Below are 24,280 nucleotides of genomic sequence, written 5' to 3' on the forward strand. Positions count from 1 at the left end.
GATATTGAACCTGAAGAACACCTATCATAAAGAATGGAGCTAAAACATGGCGTGGAATCAGCCCGGTAATAACGGACAAGACCGCGACCCGTGGGGGAGCAGCAGCAATAATGGCGGCAACTCTGGCGGAAATAACAATAAAGGTGGCCGAGATCAGGGGCCGCCGGATCTGGACGACATCTTCCGTAAGCTGAGCAAAAAACTCGGCGATCTGGGTGGCGGAAAAGGTTCAGGCTCAAGCAACAGCGGAAATTCTGGCGGCCCAGCACTGGGTGGCCGGATCGTCGGTATCGCTGCCGTCGCTGCGGTTGTCATCTGGGCTGCTACTGGTTTCTATACCATTAAAGAAGCGGAACGCGGTGTCGTCACGCGCTTTGGTAAATTCAGCCATTTGGTTGGTCCGGGTCTTAACTGGAAACCGACCTTCATCGATTCTGTTCGCGCGGTGAACGTTGAATCGGTGCGTGAACTGGCAACGTCGGGCGTGATGTTGACGTCAGATGAAAACGTCGTGCGCGTTGAAATGAACGTGCAGTATCGTGTCACGCAGCCAGAACAATATCTGTTCAGTGTAACCAATGCGGATGACAGCCTGCGTCAGGCAACTGACAGCGCGCTGCGCGGCGTTATTGGTAAATACACGATGGACAAAATTTTGACGGAAGGCCGTACCATTGTGCGTACGGATACTCAGCGTGTACTGGAAGAAACCGTTCGTCCGTACAACATGGGTATCACGCTGCTGGACGTCAACTTCCAGACCGCACGTCCGCCGGAAGAAGTGAAGGCCGCGTTTGATGATGCGATTGCCGCACGTGAAAACGAACAGCAATATATTCGTGAAGCGGAAGCCTATGCGAACGAAGTACAGCCGCGTGCTAACGGTCAGGCGCAACGTATTCTGGAAGAGTCTCGCGCTTATAAAACCCGTACCGTTCTGGAAGCTCAGGGTGAAGTTGCCCGTTTTGCCAGAGTCTTACCGGAATATAAAGCTGCACCGGAAATCACCCGTGAGCGTTTGTATATCGAAACGATGGAACGCGTACTGAGCCATACCCGTAAAGTTCTGGTCAATGACAAGGGGGGCAACCTGATGGTGCTGCCGTTGGATCAGATGCTGCGTGGACAAGGCGGTGAAAATACGCAAAGTAATAACAGCAGCAGCGCTAACCCACTGCGTTTGCCTGGCAACAGCAGCGGTGCGACGAATAGCAATCAAACGCGCAGCAGTAACAATGGAAATATCATGGATCAGCGCAGAGCAAATGCGCAGCGTGATGACTTCACTCGAGTAGGGAGAGAATAATCGATGCGTAAGCCCTTACTATTTATCCTGATCCTGGTACTGATGGTGGTCTATGCATCACTGTTTGTGGTGCAGGAAGGCCAGCGCGGCATTGTGATGCGTTTTGGCAAAGTATTGCGTGATGACGACAATAAGCCGCTGATCTATGCACCGGGATTGCAGTTCAAGATTCCGTTTATCGACTCAGTAAAAATGCTGGATGCGCGTATCCAGACCATGGAAAACCAGGCTGACCGCTTTATCACAAAAGAGCAGAAAGACCTGATTGTCGATTCTTACCTTAAGTGGCGTATCAGCGATTTCAGCCGTTACTATCTGGCTACGGGCGGTGGTGACATCTCTCAGGCTGAAGTGCTGCTGAAACGTAAATTCAGTGACCGTCTGCGTTCCGAGATTGGTCGTCTGGATGTGAAAGGTATTGTTACCGACTCGCGTGGTCAACTGATGTCTGACGTGCGTGAAGCGCTGAATACCGGTACCGGTGAAACGACCGAAGCCGATAATGCGATTGCTTCTGCTGCTGCGCGTGTTGAGAAAGAGACAACGAGCAACGAACCTCATATCAACCCTAACAGTATGGCTGCGCTGGGTATTGAGGTTATCGATGTGCGAATTAAGCAAATCAACCTGCCAACTGAAGTCTCTGACGCAATTTACCAACGTATGCGTGCAGAGCGTGAAGCGGTAGCTCGTCGCCACCGTTCACAAGGTCAGGAAGAGGCTGAAAAGCTGAAAGCGACGGCCGACTATGAAGTCACCCGTACGCTGGCTGAAGCTGAACGTCAGGGACGTATCACCCGTGGTGAAGGGGATGCCGAAGCGGCGAAACTGTTTGCTAACGCATTCAGTGAAGATCCTGACTTCTACGCTTTCGTTCGTAGCCTGCGCGCGTATGAAAACAGCTTCAGTAATAATCAGGACGTGATGGTGCTCAGCCCGGATAGCGACTTCTTCCGCTACATGAAGTCACCGGAAAGCAGCATGGTTCCACGCCGCTGATAGTCATTCACTAACGTCTCATCAAGCCCGGGTTCTTTCTCCGGGCTTTTTTTTGCCATTTTCTGGCAGAGACAAATCCAAGAGTTTGGTCCTGTTCGTACTTGAAGCGGGAAAAGGGGTGGTTATGAATTCAACGATTTGGCTGGCGCTCGGGCTGGTTTTGGTGCTCGAAGGATTGGGGCCGCTGCTGTTTCCCCGTCTCTGGCGACGTATGATTTTGGGAATAGCGCAGTTGCCGGATACTATTTTGCGCCGTTTTGGCGGCGGAATAGTTGTTGCAGGGTGTGTGATCTACTACATGTTGCGTAGCCGGATGGGTGGCTAAAATTAAGCGGAAAAATGTGCGCAATCGTGTGCTAAAAGTACTGAAAGCATCCAAATGAGATGGTAGAATCCTTTTTTAAGCAACCTGGTGATTCTTGAAATGGGTAAGAACGTCGTCGTACTGGGCACCCAATGGGGTGACGAAGGTAAAGGCAAGGTCGTTGACCTGCTGACTGAACGGGCTAAATATGTTGTGCGCTATCAGGGTGGACACAACGCTGGCCACACGCTGGTTATCAACGGTGAAAAAACCGTCCTTCATTTAATTCCTTCTGGCATTCTGCGTGAAAATGTTGTCAGCATCATCGGTAACGGTGTTGTGCTGGCACCTGACGCATTAATGAAAGAGATGACGGAGCTTGAAGCGCGTGGCGTCCCGGTACGCGAACGTCTGCTGCTTTCTGAAGCCTGTCCGTTAATCCTGCCTTATCACGTCGCGTTGGATAACGCGCGTGAAAAAGCGCGTGGTGCGAAAGCAATTGGTACGACTGGCCGTGGTATCGGCCCTGCGTATGAAGATAAAGTTGCTCGCCGTGGCCTGCGCGTTGGCGATCTGTTTGATAAAGAAACCTTTGCTGTCAAACTGAAAGAGATCGTCGAATACCATAACTTCCAGTTGGTTAACTACTATAAAGCTGACGCTGTCGACTACCAGAAAGTGTTGGACGACGTGTTAGCGATTGCCGATATTCTGACAGGCATGGTCGTTGATGTTTCCGATCTGCTGTACAAAGCGCACCTGCGTGGCGATTTCGTCATGTTTGAAGGCGCACAGGGTACGCTGCTGGATATCGACCACGGTACTTATCCGTACGTGACTTCTTCAAACACCACTGCGGGCGGCGTTGCTACCGGTTCTGGTCTGGGTCCGCGCTATGTAGACTACGTACTGGGTATCGTTAAAGCTTACTCTACCCGTGTAGGTGCAGGCCCATTCCCGACTGAACTGTTTGAGGAAGTGGGCGAGCATCTGTCTCAGAAAGGTAACGAGTTTGGCGCGACCACAGGTCGTCGTCGTCGTACCGGCTGGCTGGATGCGGTTGCTGTACGTCGTGCAGTACAGATCAACTCGCTGTCTGGTTTCTGCCTGACCAAGCTGGATGTTCTGGATGGCCTGAAAGAGATTAAAATCTGCGTAGGCTATCGCCTGCCGAACGGCACCGAAGTGGATACGACTCCGCTGGCTGCTGAGGGCTGGGAAGGTCTTGAGCCGATTTACGAAACGATGCCTGGCTGGTCTGAAAGCACGTTTGGCGTGAAAGATCACAGCAAACTGCCGCAGGCTGCGCTGAACTACATCAAACGTATCGAAGAAATCACTGGTGTGCCGATTGATATTATTTCTACCGGCCCAGATCGTAGCGAAACGATGGTGCTGCGCGATCCGTTCGACGCTTGATTTTGCCACCCTTAATGGGTTAGGCGAAGATGAAAAAGGACGGGATTCCCGTCCTTTTTGCTATCTGCCGTTTGGCCGTCGTGGTGTGAACGACGACGACTTATACCTGTTATTCCTGAACGTCTTTCGCCTTCTGCGCTTTGTTCTTCAGGCCATCCAGCAGCTTATTGTGGATGTTGCTGAATCCGCCGTTGCTCATCACCAGAATGTGGTCGCCAGGCTGTGCGGTCTTGACGATGTTTTCTACCAGCGTGTCAATATCCGCGCTCCAGTGAGCGGGCTGTACACAGGCTTCCGCGACTTCTACGACCTGCCATGGAATATGGGCTGGCTGGAAGAGGAATACTTCATCGGCGCGGCCTAATGACGGTGCCAGCTCGTTTTTGCACATCCCCAATTTCATGGTGTTCGAACGGGGTTCAAGCACAGCCAAAATCCGAGCCGTGCCGCCAACCTTGCTGCGTAGCGCCGACAGCGTCGCCAGAATTGCGGTAGGGTGGTGCGCAAAATCGTCATAAACCGTGACGCCGTGCTCCGTACCGCGTAACTCCAGACGACGACGTGCGTTGATAAATCCACCCAGTGCGCGACAGGCATCGGCAGGCAGTACGCCAACGTGGTGAGCGGCAGCGATGGCCATCAGCCCGTTGTGCATATTGTGTTCGCCCACCAGTTTCCAGTGGACTTCACCGACGAGTTCATTGTCCAGGTAAACCTGATATTGGCTGGCATCGATCGCCACTTTTTGTGCACGCCATGTGCCTTCTTCGCCAACCAGTTCCTGCTCGCTCCAGCATCCCATTCCCATCACCTGTTTGAGGTTAAGGTCATTGGCTGGCAGAATGATTTTCCCCGTGCCCGGCACCAGTCGCACAAGATGATGGAACTGTTTCTGAATGGCTTTCAGATCGTCAAAGATGTCGGCGTGATCGAACTCAAGATTGTTGAGCACCAGCGTTCTTGGGCAGTAATGTACGAATTTGGAACGTTTGTCGAAGAACGCACAGTCGTATTCATCGGCTTCAAGCACCATGAACGGGCTGTCACCCAAGCGTGCTGAAACGGTAAAGTTGCCGGGAACGCCACCGATTACAAACCCAGGCTGATAGCCACAATCTTCCAGAATCCAGGTGACCATCCCCGCCGTGGTTGTTTTGCCATGTGTACCTGCAACGGCGATCACCCAGCGATCGCGCAGCACATAATCATGCAGCCACTGTGGGCCGGAAACATAAGGTAATCCCTGTTCCAGTACGGCTTCAACGCACGGGTTTCCGCGCGTCATCGCATTACCGATGATGACCAAATCAGGCGCAGGGCTAAGCTGTGCTGGATCGTATCCCTGAATCAGCGTGATTCCCTGTTCTTCAAGTAAGGTACTCATGGGGGGATAAACATTTGCATCTGAGCCTGTGACGTCATGCCCCAGCGAACGAGCAAGCAGGGCAAGGCCACCCATAAAGGTGCCGCAGATACCTAAAATATGAATACGCATACATTTTCCATCTTCACAGTGAGTCTGCGTCACATTCTAACGCTATGAATCCGCCATAAGAAATGGATTTGACTAGGTACTCACTTTCTCTTTGGGCTACACTGCATGCGCAAACGTTGGCGGTGCAGAAATGAAACCGCTTTTCATCCGTAGATTCTGGAATAGTGTTATGAAAACGTTAGGCGAATTTATCGTCGAAAAACAGCACGATTTCTCTCACGCCACAGGTGAGCTTACCGCGCTGCTGTCTGCTATTAAACTGGGTGCCAAGATTATTCACCGTGATATCAATAAAGCGGGTTTGGTTGATATCCTGGGAGCCAGCGGTATTTCGAATGTTCAGGGCGAAGTGCAGATGAAGCTCGATCTGTATGCCAATGAGAAACTGAAAGCGGCATTAAAGGCACGTGGTGAAGTGGCAGGTATCGCCTCCGAAGAAGAAGACGAAATTGTTATCTTTGAAGGTGATAAGGCGGAAAATGCCAAGTATGTCGTTCTGATGGATCCGCTGGACGGCTCGTCGAATATTGATGTAAACGTCTCTGTCGGTACGATTTTCTCTATTTATCGCCGTATTACGCCGCTGGGAACGTCAGTCACGGAAGCTGATTTCTTGCAGCCGGGTAGTCAGCAGGTTGCTGCGGGCTACATCGTTTACGGTTCTTCAACCATGTTGGTGTACACCACGGGTCACGGTGTTCACGCCTTTACCTACGATCCGTCGCTTGGTGTATTCTGTCTCTCGCATGAAAAAGTTTGCTTCCCAGAAAAAGGGAATATGTATTCCATCAACGAAGGGAACTACATCAAGTTTCCTGTCGGCGTGAAGAAATACATCAAATACTGTCAGGAGCAGGATGAAGAGACGCAGCGTCCTTATACGTCGCGTTACATCGGTTCACTGGTTGCAGATTTCCACCGTAATCTGCTGAAAGGCGGAATTTACCTGTACCCAAGCACGGCGAGCTATCCGAAAGGCAAACTGCGTTTGCTGTACGAATGCAACCCGATGGCGTTTCTGGCGGAGCAGGCGGGCGGTAAGGCCAGCGACGGTAAAAACCGTATTCTGGATATCACGCCGGAGAAACTGCACCAGCGTTCACCGTTCTTTGTAGGAACAGAATCCATGGTTGATGACGTCGAACGTTTCATCCGTGAATTCCCAGACGCCTAATTACATTAATTAGTCGTTAATACTAATTAGTCATCAATTAATTAGTAATCAACATAGTCCCGTGTGGTCGGATCTTCGGCTACACGGGATTGTCTTTTAACGCTGTGCTTCGAACCAGCTCTCCAGAATAATCACCGCAGACGCCGCGTCTACGCTACCTTTATCCAACGCTTTAAAACCACCGCGTTCGAAGAGATCGGCACGCGCTTCTACCGTACTCAAGCGTTCATCGTGTAACTCAATCGCGATGCCAAAACGGCCATGCAATCGGTTAGCGAACTTCCGCGCCCGTGCTGTCAGGGGTTGTTCGGTGCCATCCATGTTGAGCGGCAAGCCGACGACGACAAGGTCGGGCTGCCATTCTGACAACAGCTTTTCCACTTTTTGCCAATCGGGTATCCCTTCCTGCGCCTTGAACGAGGTCAGTGCACGCGCTGTACCGGTAATTTCCTGACCGATGGCGACACCGATACTTTTTGTCCCAAAATCAAAGGCAAGAATGGTTCTACTGGCCATCAGGCATGTCCTGCTTCGGTGGAGATATTATGAATATCGATGCCCAACTTTCTGGCCGCCGCCCGCCAGCGTTCGGCAATCGGCGTATGGAACAGAATGTCTTGATCAGCTGGCGTCGTCAGCCAGGCATTATCCAGCAGTTCTTCTTCCAGTTGGCCGTTTTCCCAGGCGGAATAGCCTAAGGCGACCAGCGTATTTTTCGGCTGATTAGGCGTACCTAACGTTTCCAGCACGTCTTTGGACGTGGTGATCATGGTGTCCTCAGAAATACTGATGCTGGAACCAAAGCCGGAACAGGGCGTATGCAGGATAAAGCCACGGTCGTCCGCCAGTGGGCCGCCAATGAAGACGGGTTTATCCAATCGAATGGCAGGATCGCGCGGTGTCGGATCTATTTTTAGCTTTTTCAGCACATTTTCCACGGAAAACTGATCCATCGGTTTGTTGATGATCAGCCCCATGGCTCCGTCTTCATTATGTTCGCAGATATAGACCACCGAACGTTTAAATACAGAGTCCTGTAGTGCTGGCATAGCAATGAGGAAGTGATGCTGTAAATTCATTATGTATTTTTATCGATATCCGTCAGCGTTGGAGAAACGGCCCGTATTGCGCGGGCCGGGTGGTGTGTCAGGTGTCTCTGGTTTTAGCGGGTACGTGCAGCCAGACGCTTTTCAATGGCGTCCATCAGCATGCCAGTGATGGAAACATCCGGGTAAGCCGCTTCGATTTCACGTACGCAGGTCGGGCTGGTGACGTTAATTTCTGTCAGGCGGTCACCGATGATGTCCAGACCGACGAAAATCAGGCCTTTGGCTTTTAACGTTGGTGCGACATCACGGGCGATTCTCCAGTCGCTTTCGGTTAGCGGACGTGCTTCGCCGCGCCCACCGGCTGCCAGATTGCCGCGTGTCTCACCGCTTTTCGGGATACGCGCCAGGCAGTAAGGAACGGGTTCGCCATCGACCACCAGTACACGCTTGTCGCCGTCTTTAATTGCAGGCAGATAGTTTTGTGCCATGCAGTAGCGGGTCGCGTGTTCGGTCAGTGTTTCGATAATGACCGAAACGTTGGCATCATCCTGCTTCAAACGGAAAATAGACGCGCCGCCCATGCCGTCGAGCGGTTTGAGAATGACGTCGCCGTGTTTTTCATGGAACTGACGCAGTTTGTCTGCACGACGCGTAACGAGCGTATCGGGGGTCAGATGCGGGAACCAGGCGGTGAACAGCTTCTCATTGCAATCACGCAGGCTCTGCGGCTTGTTGACGATCAGCGTACCTTTCTCTTCTGCACGTTCCAGAATATAGGTGGCGTAGATGAACTCCGTATCGAACGGCGGATCTTTACGCATCAGCACCACATCCAACTCTTCCAGCGCAATATCCTGCTCGCCGGAGAAATCGTACCAGCCGTCGTAATCGTACTGGACGCTTAGGCGACGCGTTGTTGCACGCGCGACGCCTGCATGCATATAGAGATCGTTCATCTCCATATAATGCAGTTCCCAACCACGGCGCTGTGCTTCAAGCAGCATGGCAAAGCTGGTGTCTTTCTTGATATTGATGGTGTCAATTGGATCCATCACGATACCGAGTTTGATCATTCTTTTCTCCTTTACCCCAAATCGCCGAAACGTACCTGTAAGGCGGTCATGGCGGTGAGTGCAGTGGTTTCTGTGCGCAAGACGCGTGGCCCCAACAGGATATCAGTGAATCCGTGTTCTGAGGTCATGGTAATTTCACTGGCGGTGAGCCCGCCTTCCGGGCCGATCAGTAGCCTGACCCGAGCGACCGGCAGTGGTAACGTATTGATGCTTTGTGTGGCGCGCGGGTGCAGATTTAATTTCAACGCGTTGTCTTGCTCCGCACACCAGGCTTCCAGCGTCATCGCTGGCCGCACCAGCGGCACACAGTTGCGGCCGGACTGTTCACAGGCGGCGATCGCAATTTTCTGCCACTGGCTAATTTTTTTCTCCATACGCTCGGCATCCAGTTTGACGCCACAGCGTTCAGAAAGCAGTGGGGTAATCACATTGACGCCCAGCTCGATGGATTTCTGAATGGTAAACTCCATCTTCTCGCCGCGCGACATCACCTGTCCCAGATGTAAATGTAGGGGCGATTCTTTATCTTCCAACTTACCTGCTGTGAAGCGAACGCGCACACTCTTTTTGCCAGCCGCGATGATTTCTGCATCAAAGACATGATTGCTGCCATCAAACAGCTGCAATGACTGACCCGTAGTCATGCGTAACACGCGACCCACATGATTGGCGGCATCGTCACTCAGTTCGACTTCACCACCGTTAAGGGGGAGCGTTTCGGGATGAAAAATGCGTGGTACTCGCATACTGGATTCAGACCTTTGAATAAAATAGAGCGGCGCAGAAACGCCAGAAATAGGCAAAACCACCGTCATCTGGCGGTGGTTTTGCTGGAAACAGATTCGCTATAGTAGGTAGACGAACTAGCGCTGGCAAGCCTGTTGAACGTAGGGATTTGGGTTTCCCTGTTTTGCGGCGATGCGCTGATTGCGGGTGCATTCCCACTGGGTGACCGGGTATTGCTTATCCCAGGCTTCGAACAGCTGGGTTTGCTGGCTGGAAAGTCGTAACTGATAGCGGTCGCGCATATAGAAATAGGTACGCGCGATCTGGCCGCGAGCGCGAGCGGGCGGTTCTGCCAGATTATTTTTGAAATCGACCTTCATCTCGCATTGACCATATTGGGATGCACCACCGTTCCATTGCCCATACATGGCATTGCCGCGATCGCCGTTTACTTCGCCGATAGCAGGTTGCAGGTTATGTAAATCGGTTTCCATCTCGCGGTAGACGGGGTCGCTGTTACAGTTCTTTCTACCGCCATCCTGCCAGCACTGGCGCTGGTGGCCGAATTGCCAGGCCGGTACAACGTGCTCCCACTCGATACGGCTGGCACGCTGCTCATTTTTCCTCACCTGATAGCCGCAGGACTCAAGGTCGGGCGTGCCTTTCTTGCCCTGCCACGTAATCTTGCAGCCACAGTAGAACGAACTCGGCGCATCGCGATTAATGTCGACAGCCGCGGCTTTTGCCTGCGAAAAATTATTGATGTTTTGACCCAGCGCGGTGGCCGAAACCAGCGTCGCGCCAACGGCGGCGATAGCGAGAATTTTGCGTAGCATATTCCAAATAATCCACAGGCTGTAAAGTTGGCAGACTACCGGATGTCTCGTCGGCAGGCAAATGCAAAAGCAGTTTTTAAAACTGGAAATTCCCTTTTAAATAGAACTTTTTACATCATGACGTAAGGTTTTCCCGCAACGACGGCAGCGATATTCTGTTTCGCCGCGCAGCACCCGATTGTGCCGGCGGATCGTCAGCTCATGCCGTTGGCAATCACACAGGTAGGTGAAGGTTTTCCCCTGTACAGATTGCACCGCAAACCGATGTGTACGTTTTGCCGGGACGTGCAGGACGCTTTCCATCATCCAGCGCCATTCCTTGCCATGCGGTGCGACACGGCCAAAACGTGCATAAACCAGCAGATGGGCCAACTCATGGGGAACGACTTCATCGATAAAGGCCTGCTGATTTTCCTGCAACAAGACGGGATTCAGCCGAATTTCCCAATGTTGCAGCCAGGCCGTTCCTGCCGTTGAACCGCGTTGCTGGTAATTCACTGTTGGCTCGGTGTAGTCCGTCTGCAAGGTGAGGTTAGCCTGCTGCAATTTATCACGCAGACAGCGCATTACAGCCTGATGGCTGGCAATGGGGATTCGGGGTGTGTTCATTGCTGTGAGCATAAATTGAGTGGCTGGGAGACGCAATAGGCGAAGCGGAGGGAAATGCGGGGGAGCCGGAATGAAAAACGGCGAATTTTCATTCGCCGCTTGGTGTTTATTGCGTTGCCAGATTAGAGGCCAGCAGCTTCACGTAGCTCTGCGGCTTTGTCTGTTTTTTCCCACGGGAAATGTTCGCGGCCAAAGTGACCATAGGCTGCGGTTTCCTGATAAATCGGATGCAGCAGATCCAGCATCTGGATTAAGCCGTAAGGACGCAGATCGAAGAATTCACGCACCAGCAGCGTCAACTGCTCGGTGGACACTTTCTCTGTGCCGAAGGTTTCGAGCATGATGGACGTGGGTTCTGCCACGCCGATAGCGTAGGACACCTGAATTTCGCAGCGATCGGCCAGGCCAGCCGCGACGATATTCTTGGCAACATAACGAGCAGCGTAAGCAGCAGAACGGTCTACTTTAGACGGATCCTTACCGGAGAACGCACCGCCGCCGTGACGTGCCGCGCCGCCGTAGGTATCAACGATGATTTTACGGCCAGTCAAACCGCAGTCACCCATTGGGCCGCCGATAACAAAGCGTCCGGTTGGGTTGATGAAATATTTGGTGTTGGCAGACAGCCATTCTGCAGGCAGAACTGGTTTGATGATCTCTTCCATCACCGCTTCATGCAGATCTTTCTGGCTGATGTCTTCTGAATGCTGGGTAGACAGCACCACGGCATCGATGCCAGCAATCTTGCCATCGTCGTACAGGAACGTAACCTGACTTTTTGCATCCGGGCGCAGCCACGGCAGAGAGCCGCTCTTGCGGACTTCTGACTGGCGCTGAACCAGACGGTGTGCGTAAGTCACGGGGGCGGGCATCAAGACGTCGGTTTCGTTCGTTGCGTAACCGAACATCAGACCCTGATCGCCTGCGCCTTGTTCCAGCGGATCGCGGCGGTCAACGCCCTGATTGATATCAGGAGACTGCTTGCCAATCGCGCTCAGTACGGCGCAAGAGTTAGCGTCAAAGCCCATTTCAGAATTGACATAACCGATATCACGCACGGTACGACGGGTAATTTCTTCGATGTCGACCCAGGCGCTGGTGGTAATTTCACCACCGACTAACACCATGCCGGTCTTTACATAAGTCTCACAAGCAACACGCGCTTTTGGGTCTTGCTCCAGAATGGCGTCGAGAACCGCATCAGAAATCTGGTCAGCAATTTTATCAGGATGTCCTTCAGAGACTGACTCGGACGTAAAAAGGTGTTTAGCCATGAGTTTCTTTACCTTCAAATCAAAGCCGTTAAGCAGTGTATCAGTTAATCGGTATAGACGGATTAACATCTGGATGGCTATTCTAGGCCACCTTTTGGTCTCAGTGCCAGTAGTTTTTCGCATTAGCGTGCCATCGTCCTTTTATCATCGGCCGTTTTTTCTTTTACAAGAGATGACTAGCGGTAATTTTCATTTTGCTTTTCCAGCAGCATGTAGGTATAAACGGCGAGCGGTGATACAACCCGCGACATCTTGAATTTTTTATTGATAGCTGACCGCATAGCCTGCGGCGCACGTGGAGGTGGTAGGATTAATGATCCGTTGTTTACTGAGTATATTGCGTTCGCAATATGTCCCTTTTGACGCTACCGCGTCCGCGACTCAACCCTTCTTTTCCGTTTCTCGACGTAGCCTGTCTTTAAATTCGACACAGGACTCCAGGGCTGGTTAACCTGCCTGTTATTCTTTCTGCCAGAAGCGTTTAGCGTCTTTCTGGTCACGTTCGCCCGGTGATTTTCACAACGAGTTTTATCGACCCGTAACACGGAGCCTGACAACGTGTTTTACACTAATAAGAGTAATAAAGTGACGGCATACTTCACTACGCCGGTTTTTTCACTGTCGATGCCGCATGTTGCAGGTATGCTCATGTGGGCTGTTTATTCAGGTACTGATGTGATCAGCAGTCTAGAAAAAGAAGAGGTTCGTTATGTCTGACGACATGATTCATCACGGCTCGTCAGCGACGGGTAAACATGAAAATTTGCGCTCTATGCAGGAGGTTGCCATGAATGACCGTAATGCCAGCGAAATGCTTCGTACTTACAATATTGCCTGGTGGGGCAATAATTACTATGACGTCAATGAGCTCGGTCACATTAGCGTGTGCCCAGATCCTGACGTACCAGAAGCTCGCGTCGATCTGGCCAGACTGGTCAAAGATATGCAGAAAGATAATCATCAGCGCCTTCCTGCGCTGTTCTGCTTTCCGCAAATCCTTCAGCATCGCCTGCGTTCTATCAACGCTGCGTTTAAACAGGCTCGCGAATCGTTTGGTTATGAAGGCGGGTATTTTCTGGTTTATCCGATCAAGGTTAATCAGCATCGTCGCGTCATTGAGTCACTGGCTAATTCCGGTGAACCGTTGGGTCTGGAAGCCGGTTCAAAAGCGGAGCTGATGGCGGTACTGGGCCACGCGGGTATGACCCGCACGGTGATTGTGTGTAACGGCTACAAAGACCGTGAATACATCCGGCTGGCACTCATCGGCGAAAAGCTGGGCCACAAGGTTTATCTGGTCATCGAGAAGATGTCCGAAATTCGGCTGGTGCTGGAAGAAGCCGAGCGCTTGAATGTGGTGCCGCGCCTCGGCGTCCGTGCGCGTCTGGCTTCTCAGGGGTCGGGCAAGTGGCAATCCAGCGGCGGTGAAAAATCCAAGTTTGGTCTGGCGGCGGTCCAGGTACTGCAACTGGTTGAGATGCTGCGTGAGGCTGGGAAGTTGGATAGCCTGCAACTGCTGCATTTCCATCTGGGATCGCAGTTGGCGAATATCCGTGATATCGCGACGGGCGTGCGTGAATCCGCGCGCTTTTATGTCGAACTGCATAAGTTGGGCGTAAATATCCAGTGCTTCGACGTCGGTGGCGGGTTGGGCGTGGATTATGAAGGCACGCGCTCGCAGTCCGATTGTTCAGTGAACTATGGCCTGAACGAATATGCCAACAACGTGATTTGGGGTATCGGTGATGCCTGTAACGAACATGGGTTGCCGCATCCGACGGTCATCACCGAGTCTGGCCGTGCGGTAACCGCGCACCATACCGTGTTGGTTTCCAATATTATCGGTGTTGAACGCAACGAGTTCAGTGACCCGACTGAGCCGGAAGAAGGCGCTCCGCGTGCGCTGGAGAGCCTGTGGTCAACCTGGAAAGAAATCAAGCAGCCGGGGAAACGCCGTTCGCTGCGTGAATGGCTGCACGACAGCCAGATGGATTTGCACGATGTGCATACCCAATACACGCACGGCATGTTGGATCTGACGCAGCGCGCGAAAGCAGAGCAGCTTTATCTGAGCATCTGTCAGATGATTCAGGAACAGCTGGATCCGAGCAACCGCGCGCATCGGCCAGTCATTGATGAATTACAGGAGCGGATGGCTGACAAGCTGTATGTCAACTTCTCGCTGTTCCAATCCATGCCGGACGCATGGGGGATCGATCAGCTGTTCCCGGTAATGCCGTTGGAAGGGCTAAACAAGCCGCCTGAGCGTCGTGCTGTCGTGCTCGACATCACCTGTGATTCCGATGGTACGATCGATCATTATGTCGATGGTGACGGGATCGCGACGACGATGCCGATGCCGCCTTACGATCCAGAAAACCCGCCGCTGCTGGGCTTCTTTATGGTCGGTGCCTATCAGGAAATCCTGGGGAATATGCATAATTTGTTTGGCGATACGTCGACCGTTGACGTGTTTGTCTTCCAGGATGGCACCGTTGAAATTGAAGAATCTGACGAAGGGAATACGGTTGCTGACATGCTGGAATATGTTCAGCTTGACCCCAAAGTGTTGATGACCCGTTTCCGCGATCAGGTGAAAGAAACCGATCTGGATACCGAACTTCAGGCGCAGTTCCTGGAAGAGTTTGAAAGCGGGCTGTACGGCTATACTTATTTGGAAGATGAAGAATAAGTGTGACTGACTGAGTAAAAAGGGATGCGAGTGAGCATCCCTTTTTTTCGGCTATCGCTTAGATAGTCGAATGACTCATATTGATATCGGCTGCTGGTTTTGGAAGGGAATCAAATTCTTCAATGACGCTGTCTTTGAAGATAATTTTGGCAATAAGCAGTAAAGAGTTTTTATCCTGAACGCCATATTTATTCAGTAATCGTGATTTGCTGTTCAGTACGGACTTCTTATTTAATCCGATGATATCGGCAATCGCTTCCGCTGTGTAGCCCGCACACCAATGCTGGAATACGGCATATTCAGATTTTGACAGTCTGACGGGACTGAATAAACGGCGGTCGTGAAGGTGGACAAAATCGAGTAATTTATAAAAAGAATCGATGGCTGCTGACTTTGAAATAAGAATCGTTTTTTCGTCAATGCACACGGGAGGGTGATTGGGGGAATTATTGATGATAACGAACGACGACGCCATATTATAAAAGTGAGTTCTTATCGACTCGTAGTATTCCTCAAAGCCCTCGCTGCTACCGTCAATGATGAAAATACATTTCTTCTTTCCTTGCTGCAGCGTAAACCTGTTGACGGGCTTTATCGAGAGCATAGGGATACTGGATAGGATTTCCCGTAATCCTACCGTGGTAAAATTGCATTTACTGAAAATTCTCACATCCATGATTTTTAACACATATGAGTTTATTGTCTGAAAGTGGCCATAAACCAATAATCGCTGCTGATGTTATCCAGTTATTAAGAAATCGCGATCCTGAAATGCCTTTAAATCGCTAAAAGGTGGAGCCTCTAGAGAAACCTGCGGACGCAACAACAGGTTTTATCATATAACTATATGATCAAACTGGAAAAATTTTTATTGGTTTAACATAGTATGCTTGATTTACTGGTTTATTTCTATCTTTAAATACAGGGGGTTACTCCCTCATTCTTGTTTATTGCGACGTATGTCTCTGTGCTAATCGCGATTGCCCGTTTTTCCGTATGCCGCCCATTCGCGGATTGCGGCTCCCAGCATCTGGAAATCTGCCGAGATTCGTTTCTTAAAAAGAGAACAGAAAGCAAATACGATTGAAAATAACTATCTATTTATATCTATTAATTCTTAAATCCTATCATTGTGAGGATAGAAGCGATTGGCGATAGCGGTTATGTAGCAGCTTACCGTGAATATGATGGGGATGATAGTGGTCGGATGACTTGCGGGCAATTGAGATTTTTTCAATTGCCCGTCGTGTGTGTTCTTTGCGAGTAATCAGCGTGTGTGATTATTTCTCGGCAGCGATACGCTCACGAATGTGTTTGGCGCGCCCTTCTGATGAAGGATGGGAATCGAACATGCTGCTCTCACGACCGGCATCAAGTTTGGCCAGTTTTTCAAAGCTACTTGCCAGACCTTCCAGTTTGACGCCACGTTTCTTCAGCAGATCGAAGGAATAGTCATCTGCCTGCGTTTCCTGAGTTTGAGAGAATTGGGAATTAACCAGTTTTTCTCCCAGATCGGCGAGTTGAGACTGTGACAGGGATGCCGCTACGCCACCTGCAGAGCCAATGGCAGTACGTGCAGCCGTCGCCGCATAGGCAACCTGCATGGCTTTACGCGTGTGGCCCAGTGCAACGTGGCCAATTTCGTGGCCGAGAACGCCTTCCACTTCGTTGTCATTCATCATATCCATCAGGCCGCTGTAGACGCGGATGCAACCGTTAGCCATTGCCCAGGCGTTAACATCTTTTGTCAGATAAACCTTATAGTTGGCTGGTGTACCGTTGATGTCATGACCCAGCGCATCTGCAATTTTATTCAGGCGCTGTGTGTACTTGCTGTCGGCAGGGGCAATCTTTGCTTCTTTATCCATTTGCTCACAGGACTGATTGCTGAGTGCTTTAACATCAGCGTCGCTGAGCGTTGCCGCCTGAAACGCCTGTGCGCCAGATTGCATTAAGGTATTGGTGTTTAAGTTCTGGCAGCCAGTCAGCAAGGTTGCTACACACAGCGCCAGTACAGAAGAACGAATAGCCATAAAAATCATCTCCATACGATTAATGTTTATTTTTTTAATACCCAAAAAACGGCTCTAAGGTACCCGAAAACGACATTGATAAATAGAGCGGAAAATCTGATTTGTATGCCTTTCGATATCTCGTCGACGATGAGTTTTTGTTTTGGTGCGTTCCAAAAAGGCGCGGTTGATAAAGGTAAACCCACTGGAAAACATGGCGTATGGCGCTGTAATCAACTGCCTAGTTGGTAAAAGAACCGCCATTGATTCGTCAGCCGATAAATCCCTGTTTTTTGCTCACGGTTCCATGTGCATTCCCTCTGCTTTTCATGTACATTTGTAATCATATTTATTTTGTCATTCTTGCTTAACTTATTGATTTTTAATGATTATGCAGGAAAGGCAGTCGTTCAATCCGATCTGGAGTCAAGCATGTCCTCTCGTAAAGAACTTGCCAATGCTATCCGCGCGCTGAGCATGGATGGGGTGCAGAAAGCCAAATCCGGTCACCCGGGCGCACCGATGGGCATGGCCGATATCGCCGAAGTGCTGTGGCGCGACTATCTTAACCACAATCCGGCCAACCCTAACTGGGCCAACCGTGACCGCTTCGTACTGTCCAACGGCCATGCATCCATGCTGATTTACAGCCTGCTGCATCTCTCCGGCTACGACCTGCCGATTGAAGAACTGAAAAACTTCCGCCAGCTGCACTCCAAAACGCCGGGCCACCCGGAATACGGCTACACCGCCGGCGTTGAAACCACCACCGGCCCGCTGGGTCAGGGGATTGCCAACGCAGTGGGTATGGCGATTGCCGAGCGCACGCTGGCCGCGCAGTTCAACCGCCCGGGTCATGAGATTGTCGACCATCACACCTACGCGTTTCTGGGCGACGGCTGCATGATGGAAGGGATTTCTCACGAAGTCTGCTCTCTTGCTGGAACCATGAAGCTCGGCAAACTGACTGCGTTTTATGATGACAACGGTATCTCCATCGACGGCCACGTTGAAGGCTGGTTTACCGACGATACCGCCGCCCGCTTTGAAGCCTACGGCTGGCACGTGGTGCGCGGCGTAGACGGTCACGATGCGGACGCTATCAAACGCGCTATCGGTGAAGCCCAGCTGGTGACCGACAAGCCGTCGCTGCTGATGTGTAAAACTGTGATTGGTTTCGGCTCACCGAACAAGGCCGGTACGCACGACTCCCACGGTGCACCGCTGGGTGATGCAGAAGTAGCAGCGTCCCGCGAACAGCTGGGCTGGGCGCATGCGCCGTTTGAGATCCCGGCTGATATCTATGCCGCCTGGGATGCGAAACCGGCCGGTCAGCGTAAGGAAGCGGCCTGGGATGAGGCGTTTGCCGCCTACGCCAGCGCATATCCGGAACTGGCTGCCGAGTTCAAACGCCGCACCGGCGGTGAACTGCCGGCCAACTGGCAGGCGGACGCACAGAAATTTATCGACGATTTGCAGGCGAATCCGGCGAAAATCGCCAGCCGCAAAGCGTCACAGAACGCGCTGGAAGCCTACGGCAAATTGCTGCCGGAATTCCTGGGCGGCTCTGCCGACCTGGCACCGAGCAACCTGACCATCTGGTCTGGCTCTGTTTCGCTGGATAAAGACCACGCGGGTAACTATATCCACTACGGCGTGCGCGAATTCGGTATGACGGCGATTGCCAACGGGATTGCGCTGCACGGTGGTTTTGTGCCGTACACCGCGACCTTCCTGATGTTCGTGGAATACGCGCGTAATGCCGTGCGTATGGCCGCGCTGATGAAAATCCGCAGCATCTACGTTTACACCCACGACTCCATTGGTCTGGGCGAAGACGGCCCGACCCACCAGCCGGTTGAACAGCTGGCCAGCCTGCGCGTGACGCCGAACATGAGCAACTGGCGTCCGGCAGATCAGGTGGAAACGGCGGTGGCGTGGAAATACGCCATTGAGCGTCAGGACGGCCCGACGTCGCTGATCCTGTCCCGTCAGAATCTGGCACAGCAGTCACGTACCGCTGAGCAGCTGGCGAACGTGGCGAAAGGTGGCTACGTGCTGAAAGACAGCGAGGGTCAACCTGAGCTGATCCTGATTGCCACCGGTTCTGAAGTTGAACTGGCTGTCGGCGCGTATGACAAACTGACTGCCGCCGGCCGCAAGGTGCGCGTGGTGTCCATGCCGTCTACGGATGCGTTCGACAAGCAGGATGCAGCCTATCGTGAAGCGGTGCTGCCGAAAGCGGTATCGGCACGCGTAGCGATTGAAGCGGGTATTGCGGACTACTGGTTCAAGTACGTCGGCCTGAACGGCGCAATTGTCGGCATGACGAGCTTCGGCGAATCGGCTCCGGCTGAGCTGCTGTTCGAAGCATTCGGCTTCACCGTCGATAACGTCGTTGAAAAAGCGCAGGCGCTGCTGAAGTAATCACGCCGCATTAATCTCGATATGGGAAGCCGTCAGCTAGCGCTGGCGGCTTTTTTTCATCTTTAGTTTCACCTACCTCTCAATGCGCTTTGCCTGCCCCTCGATCGCGGTTTTTTCATTTTTATGACGCAGGTCACTCTTCTTGTGTGTGCCAGACGAGAATATTTCTTTTATGCGTTAATTCGTTTATGCTAGCTGAAGCGTTTCAGTTGTTGTGCTGACGGCGTTTCTCCAGGGGTTCTCTGGTGTCTAAGAAGGGTATATCCTATGGGCTGGGTAACCCTGCCACGACACAAGGAATCACAAAGAACGCCATGACGATCCGTATTGCGATAAACGGTTTTGGCCGCATCGGCCGCAGTGTTTTACGTGCGTTGTATGAATCAGGCCGCCGAGCCGAGATTACCGTTGTGGCTATTAACGAGCTGGCGAGCGCGGAAGGTATGGCGCATTTGCTCAAGTATGATTCCAGCCACGGCCGTTTTTCGTGGGATGTGCGTCAGGAGTGCGACCAGCTTTATGTCGGTGATGACTGTATTCGGCTGTTGCATCAGGCAAAGATTCAGCCATTGCCCTGGCGAGAACTCGGTGTCGATATCGTGCTGGATTGCAGTGGCGTTTACGGTAGCCGGGAAGATGGAGAAGCCCATCTGGCGGCAGGCGCAAAGAAAGTGCTGTTTTCTCATCCGGGAACGACGGATTTGGATGCGACGGTGGTATTTGGCGTCAATCACCACCAGTTGGAAAGCGGGCACCGCATTGTTTCCAATGCGTCCTGCACGACCAATTGCATTATCCCGGTAATCAAACTGCTTGATGATGCGTTTGGTATCGAAAATGGGACGGTGACGACGATTCACTCGTCGATGAACGATCAACCGGTGATCGATGCTTATCATCACGATCTGCGGCGTACACGCGCCGCCAGCCAGTCGATCATTCCGGTAGATACTAAACTATCGGCGGGGATCACCCGTATTTTTCCGCAGTTTGTCGATCGTTTTGAGGCGATCTCGGTGCGGGTACCGACGATTAACGTCACGGCAATTGACCTGAGCGTTAGCGTCAGGAAAGCCGTAAATGTGAATGAAATTAACGCACTATTGCAAAAATCAGCGCATGAGTCGTTTCGTGGTATAGTTGATTACACTGAATTGCCGTTAGTGTCGGCTGATTTTAACCACGATCCGCACAGTGCCATTGTCGACGGCACGCAGACACGGGTCAGTGGTCAGCATCTGATTAAAACATTGGTCTGGTGCGATAACGAATGGGGCTTTGCCAACCGGATGTTGGATACAACACGGGCGATGGCGGCCAGCGGTTTCTAGTACGACGGTGGCGATCTGGGGTCGCTATCTCGCTCAAGCAACTTTAAAAGAGAATCAACAAGAGGATTCACCATGTCTGTAATTAAGATGACCGATCTGGATCTGGCTGGTAAACGTGTTCTTATTCGTGCGGATCTGAACGTACCGGTAAAAGAAGGGAAAGTGACGTCTGATGCGCGCATCCGTGCCTCTCTGCCGACCATCGAAATCGCGCTGAAACAAGGTGCTCGTGTTATGGTCACCTCCCACCTGGGACGCCCGACCGAAGGCGAGTACAACGAAGAATTTTCTCTGCTGCCTGTCGTTGACTACCTGAAAGAAAAACTGTCTTCTCCTGTGCGTCTGGCGAAAGATTACCTGGACGGTGTTGATGTCGCCGAAGGTGAGCTGGTTGTACTGGAAAACGTCCGCTTTAACAAAGGCGAGAAAAAAGACGACGAAGTCCTGTCCAAGAAATACGCGGCGCTGTGTGATGTGTTCGTAATGGATGCATTCGGTACGGCACACCGTGCGCAGGCTTCAACCCACGGCGTGGGTAAATTTGCCACTATCGCTTGTGCAGGTCCGCTGCTGTCTGGTGAGCTGGAAGCGCTGGGTAAAGCATTGAGCGAGCCAGCCCGTCCGATGGTCGCTATCGTGGGTGGTTCTAAAGTTTCCACTAAACTGACCGTGCTGGATTCCCTGTCTAAAATCGCCGATCAACTGATCGTCGGTGGCGGTATCGCTAACACCTTCGTTGCTGCACAAGGCCACAACGTGGGTAAATCCCTGTACGAAGCTGACCTGATTTCTGAAGCGAAAAAGCTGCTGGAAACCTGTGATATTCCTGTACCGAGCGATGTGCGTGTTGCATCAGAATTCTCTGAAACTGCAACGGCAACGCTGAAGTCCGTTACGGCAATCAAAGACGAAGAGCAGATTCTGGATCTGGGTGATGTATCCGCTGAGCGTCTGGCTGAAATTCTCAAGAATGCCAAGACCATCCTGTGGAATGGCCCGGTTGGCGTCTTCGAATTCCCGAATTTCCGTAAAGGAACCGAGACCATCGCCCGTGCTATCGCAGAGAGCGACGCGTTCTCTATCGCAGGTGGCGGCGATACGCTGGCTGCGATCGATCTGTTTGGTATTGCAGATAAAATCTCCTACATTTCTACCGGTGGCGGCGCATTCCTCGAATTTGTCGAAGGGAAAAAACTGCCAGCAGTAGTTATGCTGGAAGAACGTGCCAAGCAATAATTTAAGGTAAGGGGCGCTTTTCCTCTTTCCTGTGGTTGTCTCGATATGTGATGTTCGCAATATCGTGTCGAGACAACCTGTCGATTTAACATCGATTTCTCTAACCCCTCCACGGCCAACGAAACGGGACACGTAACATGTCTAAAATTTTTGATTTCGTAAAACCCGGTGTCATCACTGGTGATGACGTTCAGAAAGTTTTCGCAGTAGCAAAAGAAAACAAATTCGCCTTGCCAGCAGTGAACTGTGTCGGTAGCGACTCAATCAATGCTGTGCTGGAAGCCGCAGCCAAAGTGCGTGCGCCGGTCATCGTTCAGTTCTCTAACGGCGGTGCAGCATTCATCGCTGGTAAAGGCCTGAAAGCAGAAGGTCAGCAGGCGGCAATTTTGGGTGCGATTTCTGGCGCTCATCATGTGCATCAAATGGCTGAACACTACGGCGTGCCGGTGATTCTGCACACCGACCACTGCGCGAAGAAATTGCTGCCGTGGATCGATGGCCTGCTGGACGCGGGTGAAAAACACTTTGCTGCGACTGGCAAACCGCTGTTCTCTTCTCACATGATCGACCTGTCTGAAGAGTCTCTGGAAGAGAACATCGAGATCTGCTCTAAGTATTTGGCGCGTATGGCTAAAATCGATATGACCCTGGAAATCGAACTGGGTTGCACCGGTGGTGAAGAAGACGGTGTGGATAATAGCCACATGGATGCTTCTGCTCTGTACACCCAGCCAGAAGACGTTGACTACGCGTACACCAAACTGAACGCGATCAGCCCACGTTTCACTATCGCGGCTTCTTTCGGTAACGTGCATGGCGTATACAAGCCAGGTAACGTGAAACTGACCCCGACCATCCTGCGTGATTCTCAGGAATATGTTTCTAAGAAACATAACCTGCCGCACAACAGCCTGGACTTCGTATTCCACGGTGGTTCTGGTTCCAGCGCTCAGGAAATCAAAGATTCCGTTAGCTACGGCGTAGTGAAAATGAACATCGATACCGATACCCAGTGGGCAACGTGGGAAGGTATCCTGAAATACTACAAAGAAAACGAAGCGTATCTGCAAGGCCAATTGGGCAACCCGAAAGGCGAAGATCAGCCGAACAAGAAATACTATGACCCGCGTGTGTGGCTGCGTGCCTCGCAGGCGAGCATGGTGACTCGTTTGGAACAAGCTTTCAAAGAGCTTAATGCCGTTGATGTGCTGTAAGTCAGACGACGTAAACATGATTTGATGCTAAGGCTCCTACGGGAGCCTTAATTTTTGGGGCTTTTGGGACTCAATGTTGCGGTTTCAGTTAGGGGAGTTATGCTTTCCCAGTGATTAAAAAACAGGAGCTTTGAAATGGAAGAACTTAATACGGGGTTGGATCAGGCAGGGGACTGGTTGGTGACACACCAGAGCCTGTTTTTGCAGTATGCCGTGAATATCGTCGCAGCATTAGTGATCCTCATCGTTGGTCTGGTGATTGCTCGGATCGTTTCCGGCACCATCAATAAGCTGATGATTAACCGTTCTATCGATTCAACCGTGGCAGATTTCCTGTCTGCGCTGGTGCGCTATGGCATTATCGCGTTCACGCTGATTGCGGTATTGAGTCGGGTTGGCGTACAGACGGCATCGGTGATTGCTGTGTTGGGGGCCGCGGGCTTGGCTGTCGGTCTGGCATTACAGGGGTCGTTAGCCAACTTTGCAGCAGGCGTCTTGCTGGTGATTTTCCGGCCTTTCCGTACCGGCGAATGGGTGGATTTGGGCGGTGTGTCCGGCTCGGTCACGCAGGTACAGATTTTCTCGACGACGCTGCGCACGTCTGACGGCAAAATCATCGTGGTGCCGAATGGCAAAATCATTGCTGGCAACATCATCAACAGTTCGCGTGAACCGGATCGCCGTACCGAAATTATTGTCGGCGTAGCCTATGATGCCGATATCGACGTGGTGAAAAAGCTGCTGGGCGATATTGTCGCGGCGGATGAACGCATCCAGCACGACAAAGGTGTCACGATCCGTCTGAATGAAATGGCGGCGTCATCGCTGAATTTTGTGGTGTGGGTGTGGACAACCAACGGCAACGCGCAGGCGGTGTATTGGGATCTGCTGGAAAGCTTTAAACGCGTGCTGGATGAGCACCGTATTGGTATCCCTTATCCGCAGATGGATGTACACCTGCATAACTTATCATCCGCAGCGAAACAGCCAGAATAACCTCTCTGACATAAGCCTTCAGGTATGCACCATGTCCTTATCGGCGTGGTGCATCGTCAGAAATTATCTTCTCGTCCGACAGGGACTTCCTCTGCCTTCAGCACATTA

Annotated in this window: 22 protein-coding genes; 12 read left to right on the forward strand and 10 right to left on the reverse strand. The window is 51.7% G+C overall.

What is annotated here, in order from left to right; translation table 11 throughout:
• Positions 1–46 precede the first annotated feature (46 nt).
• The 4 genes from hflK (at position 47) to Q3A88_RS02940 (ending at position 4,028) form a co-directional block, all read left to right on the forward strand.
• Positions 47–1,306, forward strand: coding sequence for an FtsH protease activity modulator HflK (hflK, locus tag Q3A88_RS02925; protein WP_010285819.1), 1,260 nt, complete (start codon positions 47–49; stop codon positions 1,304–1,306).
• A 3-nt stretch (positions 1,307–1,309) separates the two neighbouring features.
• Positions 1,310–2,305 (forward strand): protease modulator HflC, encoded by a 996-nt coding sequence (gene hflC, locus Q3A88_RS02930; RefSeq protein WP_039283596.1) that lies wholly within the window; start codon positions 1,310–1,312, stop codon positions 2,303–2,305.
• A 124-nt stretch (positions 2,306–2,429) separates the two neighbouring features.
• Entirely contained in the window at positions 2,430–2,630 is a 201-nt protein-coding gene (locus Q3A88_RS02935) for a DUF2065 domain-containing protein (RefSeq protein WP_010285804.1), read from the forward strand.
• A gap of 99 nt (positions 2,631–2,729) precedes the next feature.
• A complete protein-coding gene (locus Q3A88_RS02940) occupies positions 2,730–4,028 on the forward strand; it encodes an adenylosuccinate synthase (RefSeq protein WP_014916742.1) in 1,299 nt (432 codons plus the stop codon).
• 109 nt (positions 4,029–4,137) lie between these two features.
• Here Q3A88_RS02940 and mpl read toward each other — a convergent pair whose 3' ends face one another.
• Entirely contained in the window at positions 4,138–5,523 is a 1,386-nt protein-coding gene (gene mpl, locus Q3A88_RS02945; RefSeq protein WP_317177389.1) for a UDP-N-acetylmuramate:L-alanyl-gamma-D-glutamyl-meso-diaminopimelate ligase, read from the reverse strand.
• A gap of 169 nt (positions 5,524–5,692) precedes the next feature.
• On the opposite strand from mpl, the gene fbp reads away from it, so the two are divergent.
• Entirely contained in the window at positions 5,693–6,697 is a 1,005-nt protein-coding gene (gene fbp, locus Q3A88_RS02950) for a class 1 fructose-bisphosphatase (protein ID WP_010285800.1), read from the forward strand.
• A 96-nt stretch (positions 6,698–6,793) separates the two neighbouring features.
• On the opposite strand, the gene ruvX is transcribed toward fbp, so the two are convergent.
• The 7 genes from ruvX to metK all read right to left on the reverse strand — a co-directional run bounded on the left by ruvX (position 6,794) and on the right by metK (position 12,264).
• Entirely contained in the window at positions 6,794–7,213 is a 420-nt protein-coding gene (gene ruvX / locus Q3A88_RS02955; protein ID WP_014916740.1) for a Holliday junction resolvase RuvX, read from the reverse strand.
• Entirely contained in the window at positions 7,213–7,776 is a 564-nt protein-coding gene (locus Q3A88_RS02960; RefSeq protein ID WP_080163159.1) for a YqgE/AlgH family protein, read from the reverse strand. Before Q3A88_RS02960 ends, ruvX begins: the two co-directional genes overlap by 1 nt.
• Before the next feature lie 83 nt (positions 7,777–7,859).
• A complete protein-coding gene (gshB, locus tag Q3A88_RS02965) occupies positions 7,860–8,819 on the reverse strand; it encodes a glutathione synthase (protein WP_110162361.1) in 960 nt (319 codons plus the stop codon).
• An 11-nt stretch (positions 8,820–8,830) separates the two neighbouring features.
• Complete coding sequence (gene rsmE, locus Q3A88_RS02970) at positions 8,831–9,565, reverse strand: 16S rRNA (uracil(1498)-N(3))-methyltransferase (protein ID WP_039285352.1); 735 nt, start codon at positions 9,563–9,565, stop codon at positions 8,831–8,833.
• Positions 9,566–9,682: 117 nt separating this feature from the next.
• On the reverse strand, positions 9,683–10,381 hold the full coding sequence (endA, locus tag Q3A88_RS02975) for a deoxyribonuclease I (protein ID WP_317177390.1): 699 nt from the start codon (positions 10,379–10,381) through the stop codon (positions 9,683–9,685).
• Between the two features lie 96 nt (positions 10,382–10,477).
• On the reverse strand, positions 10,478–10,990 hold the full coding sequence (locus tag Q3A88_RS02980) for a SprT family zinc-dependent metalloprotease (RefSeq protein WP_039285348.1): 513 nt from the start codon (positions 10,988–10,990) through the stop codon (positions 10,478–10,480).
• Between the two features lie 122 nt (positions 10,991–11,112).
• Positions 11,113–12,264: a methionine adenosyltransferase gene (gene metK, locus Q3A88_RS02985; RefSeq protein WP_010285793.1), complete on the reverse strand. Its 1,152-nt coding sequence runs from the start codon at positions 12,262–12,264 to the stop codon at positions 11,113–11,115.
• A gap of 558 nt (positions 12,265–12,822) precedes the next feature.
• Here metK and Q3A88_RS02990 point away from each other — a divergent pair.
• Positions 12,823–12,981, forward strand: a complete 159-nt coding sequence (locus Q3A88_RS02990; protein ID WP_005973095.1) for a hypothetical protein — start codon at positions 12,823–12,825, stop codon at positions 12,979–12,981.
• Positions 12,974–14,956: a biosynthetic arginine decarboxylase gene (speA, locus tag Q3A88_RS02995; RefSeq protein WP_010285791.1), complete on the forward strand. Its 1,983-nt coding sequence runs from the start codon at positions 12,974–12,976 to the stop codon at positions 14,954–14,956. Before Q3A88_RS02990 ends, speA begins: the two co-directional genes overlap by 8 nt.
• A gap of 58 nt (positions 14,957–15,014) precedes the next feature.
• On the opposite strand, the gene Q3A88_RS03000 is transcribed toward speA, so the two are convergent.
• Positions 15,015–15,560 (reverse strand): helix-turn-helix transcriptional regulator, encoded by a 546-nt coding sequence (locus tag Q3A88_RS03000; RefSeq protein ID WP_039278104.1) that lies wholly within the window; start codon positions 15,558–15,560, stop codon positions 15,015–15,017.
• Positions 15,561–16,236: 676 nt separating this feature from the next.
• Positions 16,237–16,989: a M48 family metallopeptidase gene (locus Q3A88_RS03005; protein WP_010295420.1), complete on the reverse strand. Its 753-nt coding sequence runs from the start codon at positions 16,987–16,989 to the stop codon at positions 16,237–16,239.
• A 411-nt stretch (positions 16,990–17,400) separates the two neighbouring features.
• Between Q3A88_RS03005 and tkt the strand changes: the two genes are divergently transcribed.
• From tkt to mscS, 5 genes are all read left to right on the forward strand, one after another.
• Positions 17,401–19,395 (forward strand): transketolase, encoded by a 1,995-nt coding sequence (tkt, locus tag Q3A88_RS03010; protein WP_110162363.1) that lies wholly within the window; start codon positions 17,401–17,403, stop codon positions 19,393–19,395.
• A gap of 314 nt (positions 19,396–19,709) precedes the next feature.
• Complete coding sequence (gene epd / locus Q3A88_RS03015; RefSeq protein WP_317177451.1) at positions 19,710–20,726, forward strand: erythrose-4-phosphate dehydrogenase; 1,017 nt, start codon at positions 19,710–19,712, stop codon at positions 20,724–20,726.
• A gap of 72 nt (positions 20,727–20,798) precedes the next feature.
• Positions 20,799–21,962, forward strand: a complete 1,164-nt coding sequence (pgk, locus tag Q3A88_RS03020) for a phosphoglycerate kinase (protein ID WP_039317118.1) — start codon at positions 20,799–20,801, stop codon at positions 21,960–21,962.
• A gap of 137 nt (positions 21,963–22,099) precedes the next feature.
• Entirely contained in the window at positions 22,100–23,176 is a 1,077-nt protein-coding gene (fbaA, locus tag Q3A88_RS03025) for a class II fructose-bisphosphate aldolase (protein WP_010300561.1), read from the forward strand.
• A 135-nt stretch (positions 23,177–23,311) separates the two neighbouring features.
• A complete protein-coding gene (mscS, locus tag Q3A88_RS03030; protein ID WP_039549871.1) occupies positions 23,312–24,172 on the forward strand; it encodes a small-conductance mechanosensitive channel MscS in 861 nt (286 codons plus the stop codon).
• Positions 24,173–24,280 lie beyond the last annotated feature (108 nt).

The organism is Pectobacterium sp. HCp5_1 (assembly GCF_032905925.1).
In the GTDB taxonomy this organism is placed as follows: domain Bacteria; phylum Pseudomonadota; class Gammaproteobacteria; order Enterobacterales; family Enterobacteriaceae; genus Pectobacterium; species Pectobacterium brasiliense_A.

What these genes read in the sequence shown, in the direction of transcription:
- Q3A88_RS02980 (WP_039285348.1), bottom strand. Translation starts at nt 10,990, where the DNA reads ATGAACACACCCCGAATCCCCATTGCCAGCCATCAGGCTGTAATGCGC.
- pgk (WP_039317118.1), top strand. Translation starts at nt 20,799, where the DNA reads ATGTCTGTAATTAAGATGACCGATCTGGATCTGGCTGGTAAACGTGTT.
- ruvX (WP_014916740.1), bottom strand. Translation starts at nt 7,213, where the DNA reads ATGGCCAGTAGAACCATTCTTGCCTTTGATTTTGGGACAAAAAGTATC.
- rsmE (WP_039285352.1), bottom strand. Translation starts at nt 9,565, where the DNA reads ATGCGAGTACCACGCATTTTTCATCCCGAAACGCTCCCCCTTAACGGT.
- endA (WP_317177390.1), bottom strand. Translation starts at nt 10,381, where the DNA reads ATGCTACGCAAAATTCTCGCTATCGCCGCCGTTGGCGCGACGCTGGTT.
- hflK (WP_010285819.1), top strand. Translation starts at nt 47, where the DNA reads ATGGCGTGGAATCAGCCCGGTAATAACGGACAAGACCGCGACCCGTGG.
- Q3A88_RS02940 (WP_014916742.1), top strand. Translation starts at nt 2,730, where the DNA reads ATGGGTAAGAACGTCGTCGTACTGGGCACCCAATGGGGTGACGAAGGT.
- mpl (WP_317177389.1), bottom strand. Translation starts at nt 5,523, where the DNA reads ATGCGTATTCATATTTTAGGTATCTGCGGCACCTTTATGGGTGGCCTT.
- speA (WP_010285791.1), top strand. Translation starts at nt 12,974, where the DNA reads ATGTCTGACGACATGATTCATCACGGCTCGTCAGCGACGGGTAAACAT.
- fbaA (WP_010300561.1), top strand. Translation starts at nt 22,100, where the DNA reads ATGTCTAAAATTTTTGATTTCGTAAAACCCGGTGTCATCACTGGTGAT.
- mscS (WP_039549871.1), top strand. Translation starts at nt 23,312, where the DNA reads ATGGAAGAACTTAATACGGGGTTGGATCAGGCAGGGGACTGGTTGGTG.
- metK (WP_010285793.1), bottom strand. Translation starts at nt 12,264, where the DNA reads ATGGCTAAACACCTTTTTACGTCCGAGTCAGTCTCTGAAGGACATCCT.
- hflC (WP_039283596.1), top strand. Translation starts at nt 1,310, where the DNA reads ATGCGTAAGCCCTTACTATTTATCCTGATCCTGGTACTGATGGTGGTC.
- Q3A88_RS03000 (WP_039278104.1), bottom strand. Translation starts at nt 15,560, where the DNA reads ATGCTCTCGATAAAGCCCGTCAACAGGTTTACGCTGCAGCAAGGAAAG.
- Q3A88_RS02960 (WP_080163159.1), bottom strand. Translation starts at nt 7,776, where the DNA reads ATGAATTTACAGCATCACTTCCTCATTGCTATGCCAGCACTACAGGAC.
- epd (WP_317177451.1), top strand. Translation starts at nt 19,710, where the DNA reads ATGACGATCCGTATTGCGATAAACGGTTTTGGCCGCATCGGCCGCAGT.
- Q3A88_RS03005 (WP_010295420.1), bottom strand. Translation starts at nt 16,989, where the DNA reads ATGGCTATTCGTTCTTCTGTACTGGCGCTGTGTGTAGCAACCTTGCTG.
- tkt (WP_110162363.1), top strand. Translation starts at nt 17,401, where the DNA reads ATGTCCTCTCGTAAAGAACTTGCCAATGCTATCCGCGCGCTGAGCATG.
- fbp (WP_010285800.1), top strand. Translation starts at nt 5,693, where the DNA reads ATGAAAACGTTAGGCGAATTTATCGTCGAAAAACAGCACGATTTCTCT.
- gshB (WP_110162361.1), bottom strand. Translation starts at nt 8,819, where the DNA reads ATGATCAAACTCGGTATCGTGATGGATCCAATTGACACCATCAATATC.
- Q3A88_RS02935 (WP_010285804.1), top strand. Translation starts at nt 2,430, where the DNA reads ATGAATTCAACGATTTGGCTGGCGCTCGGGCTGGTTTTGGTGCTCGAA.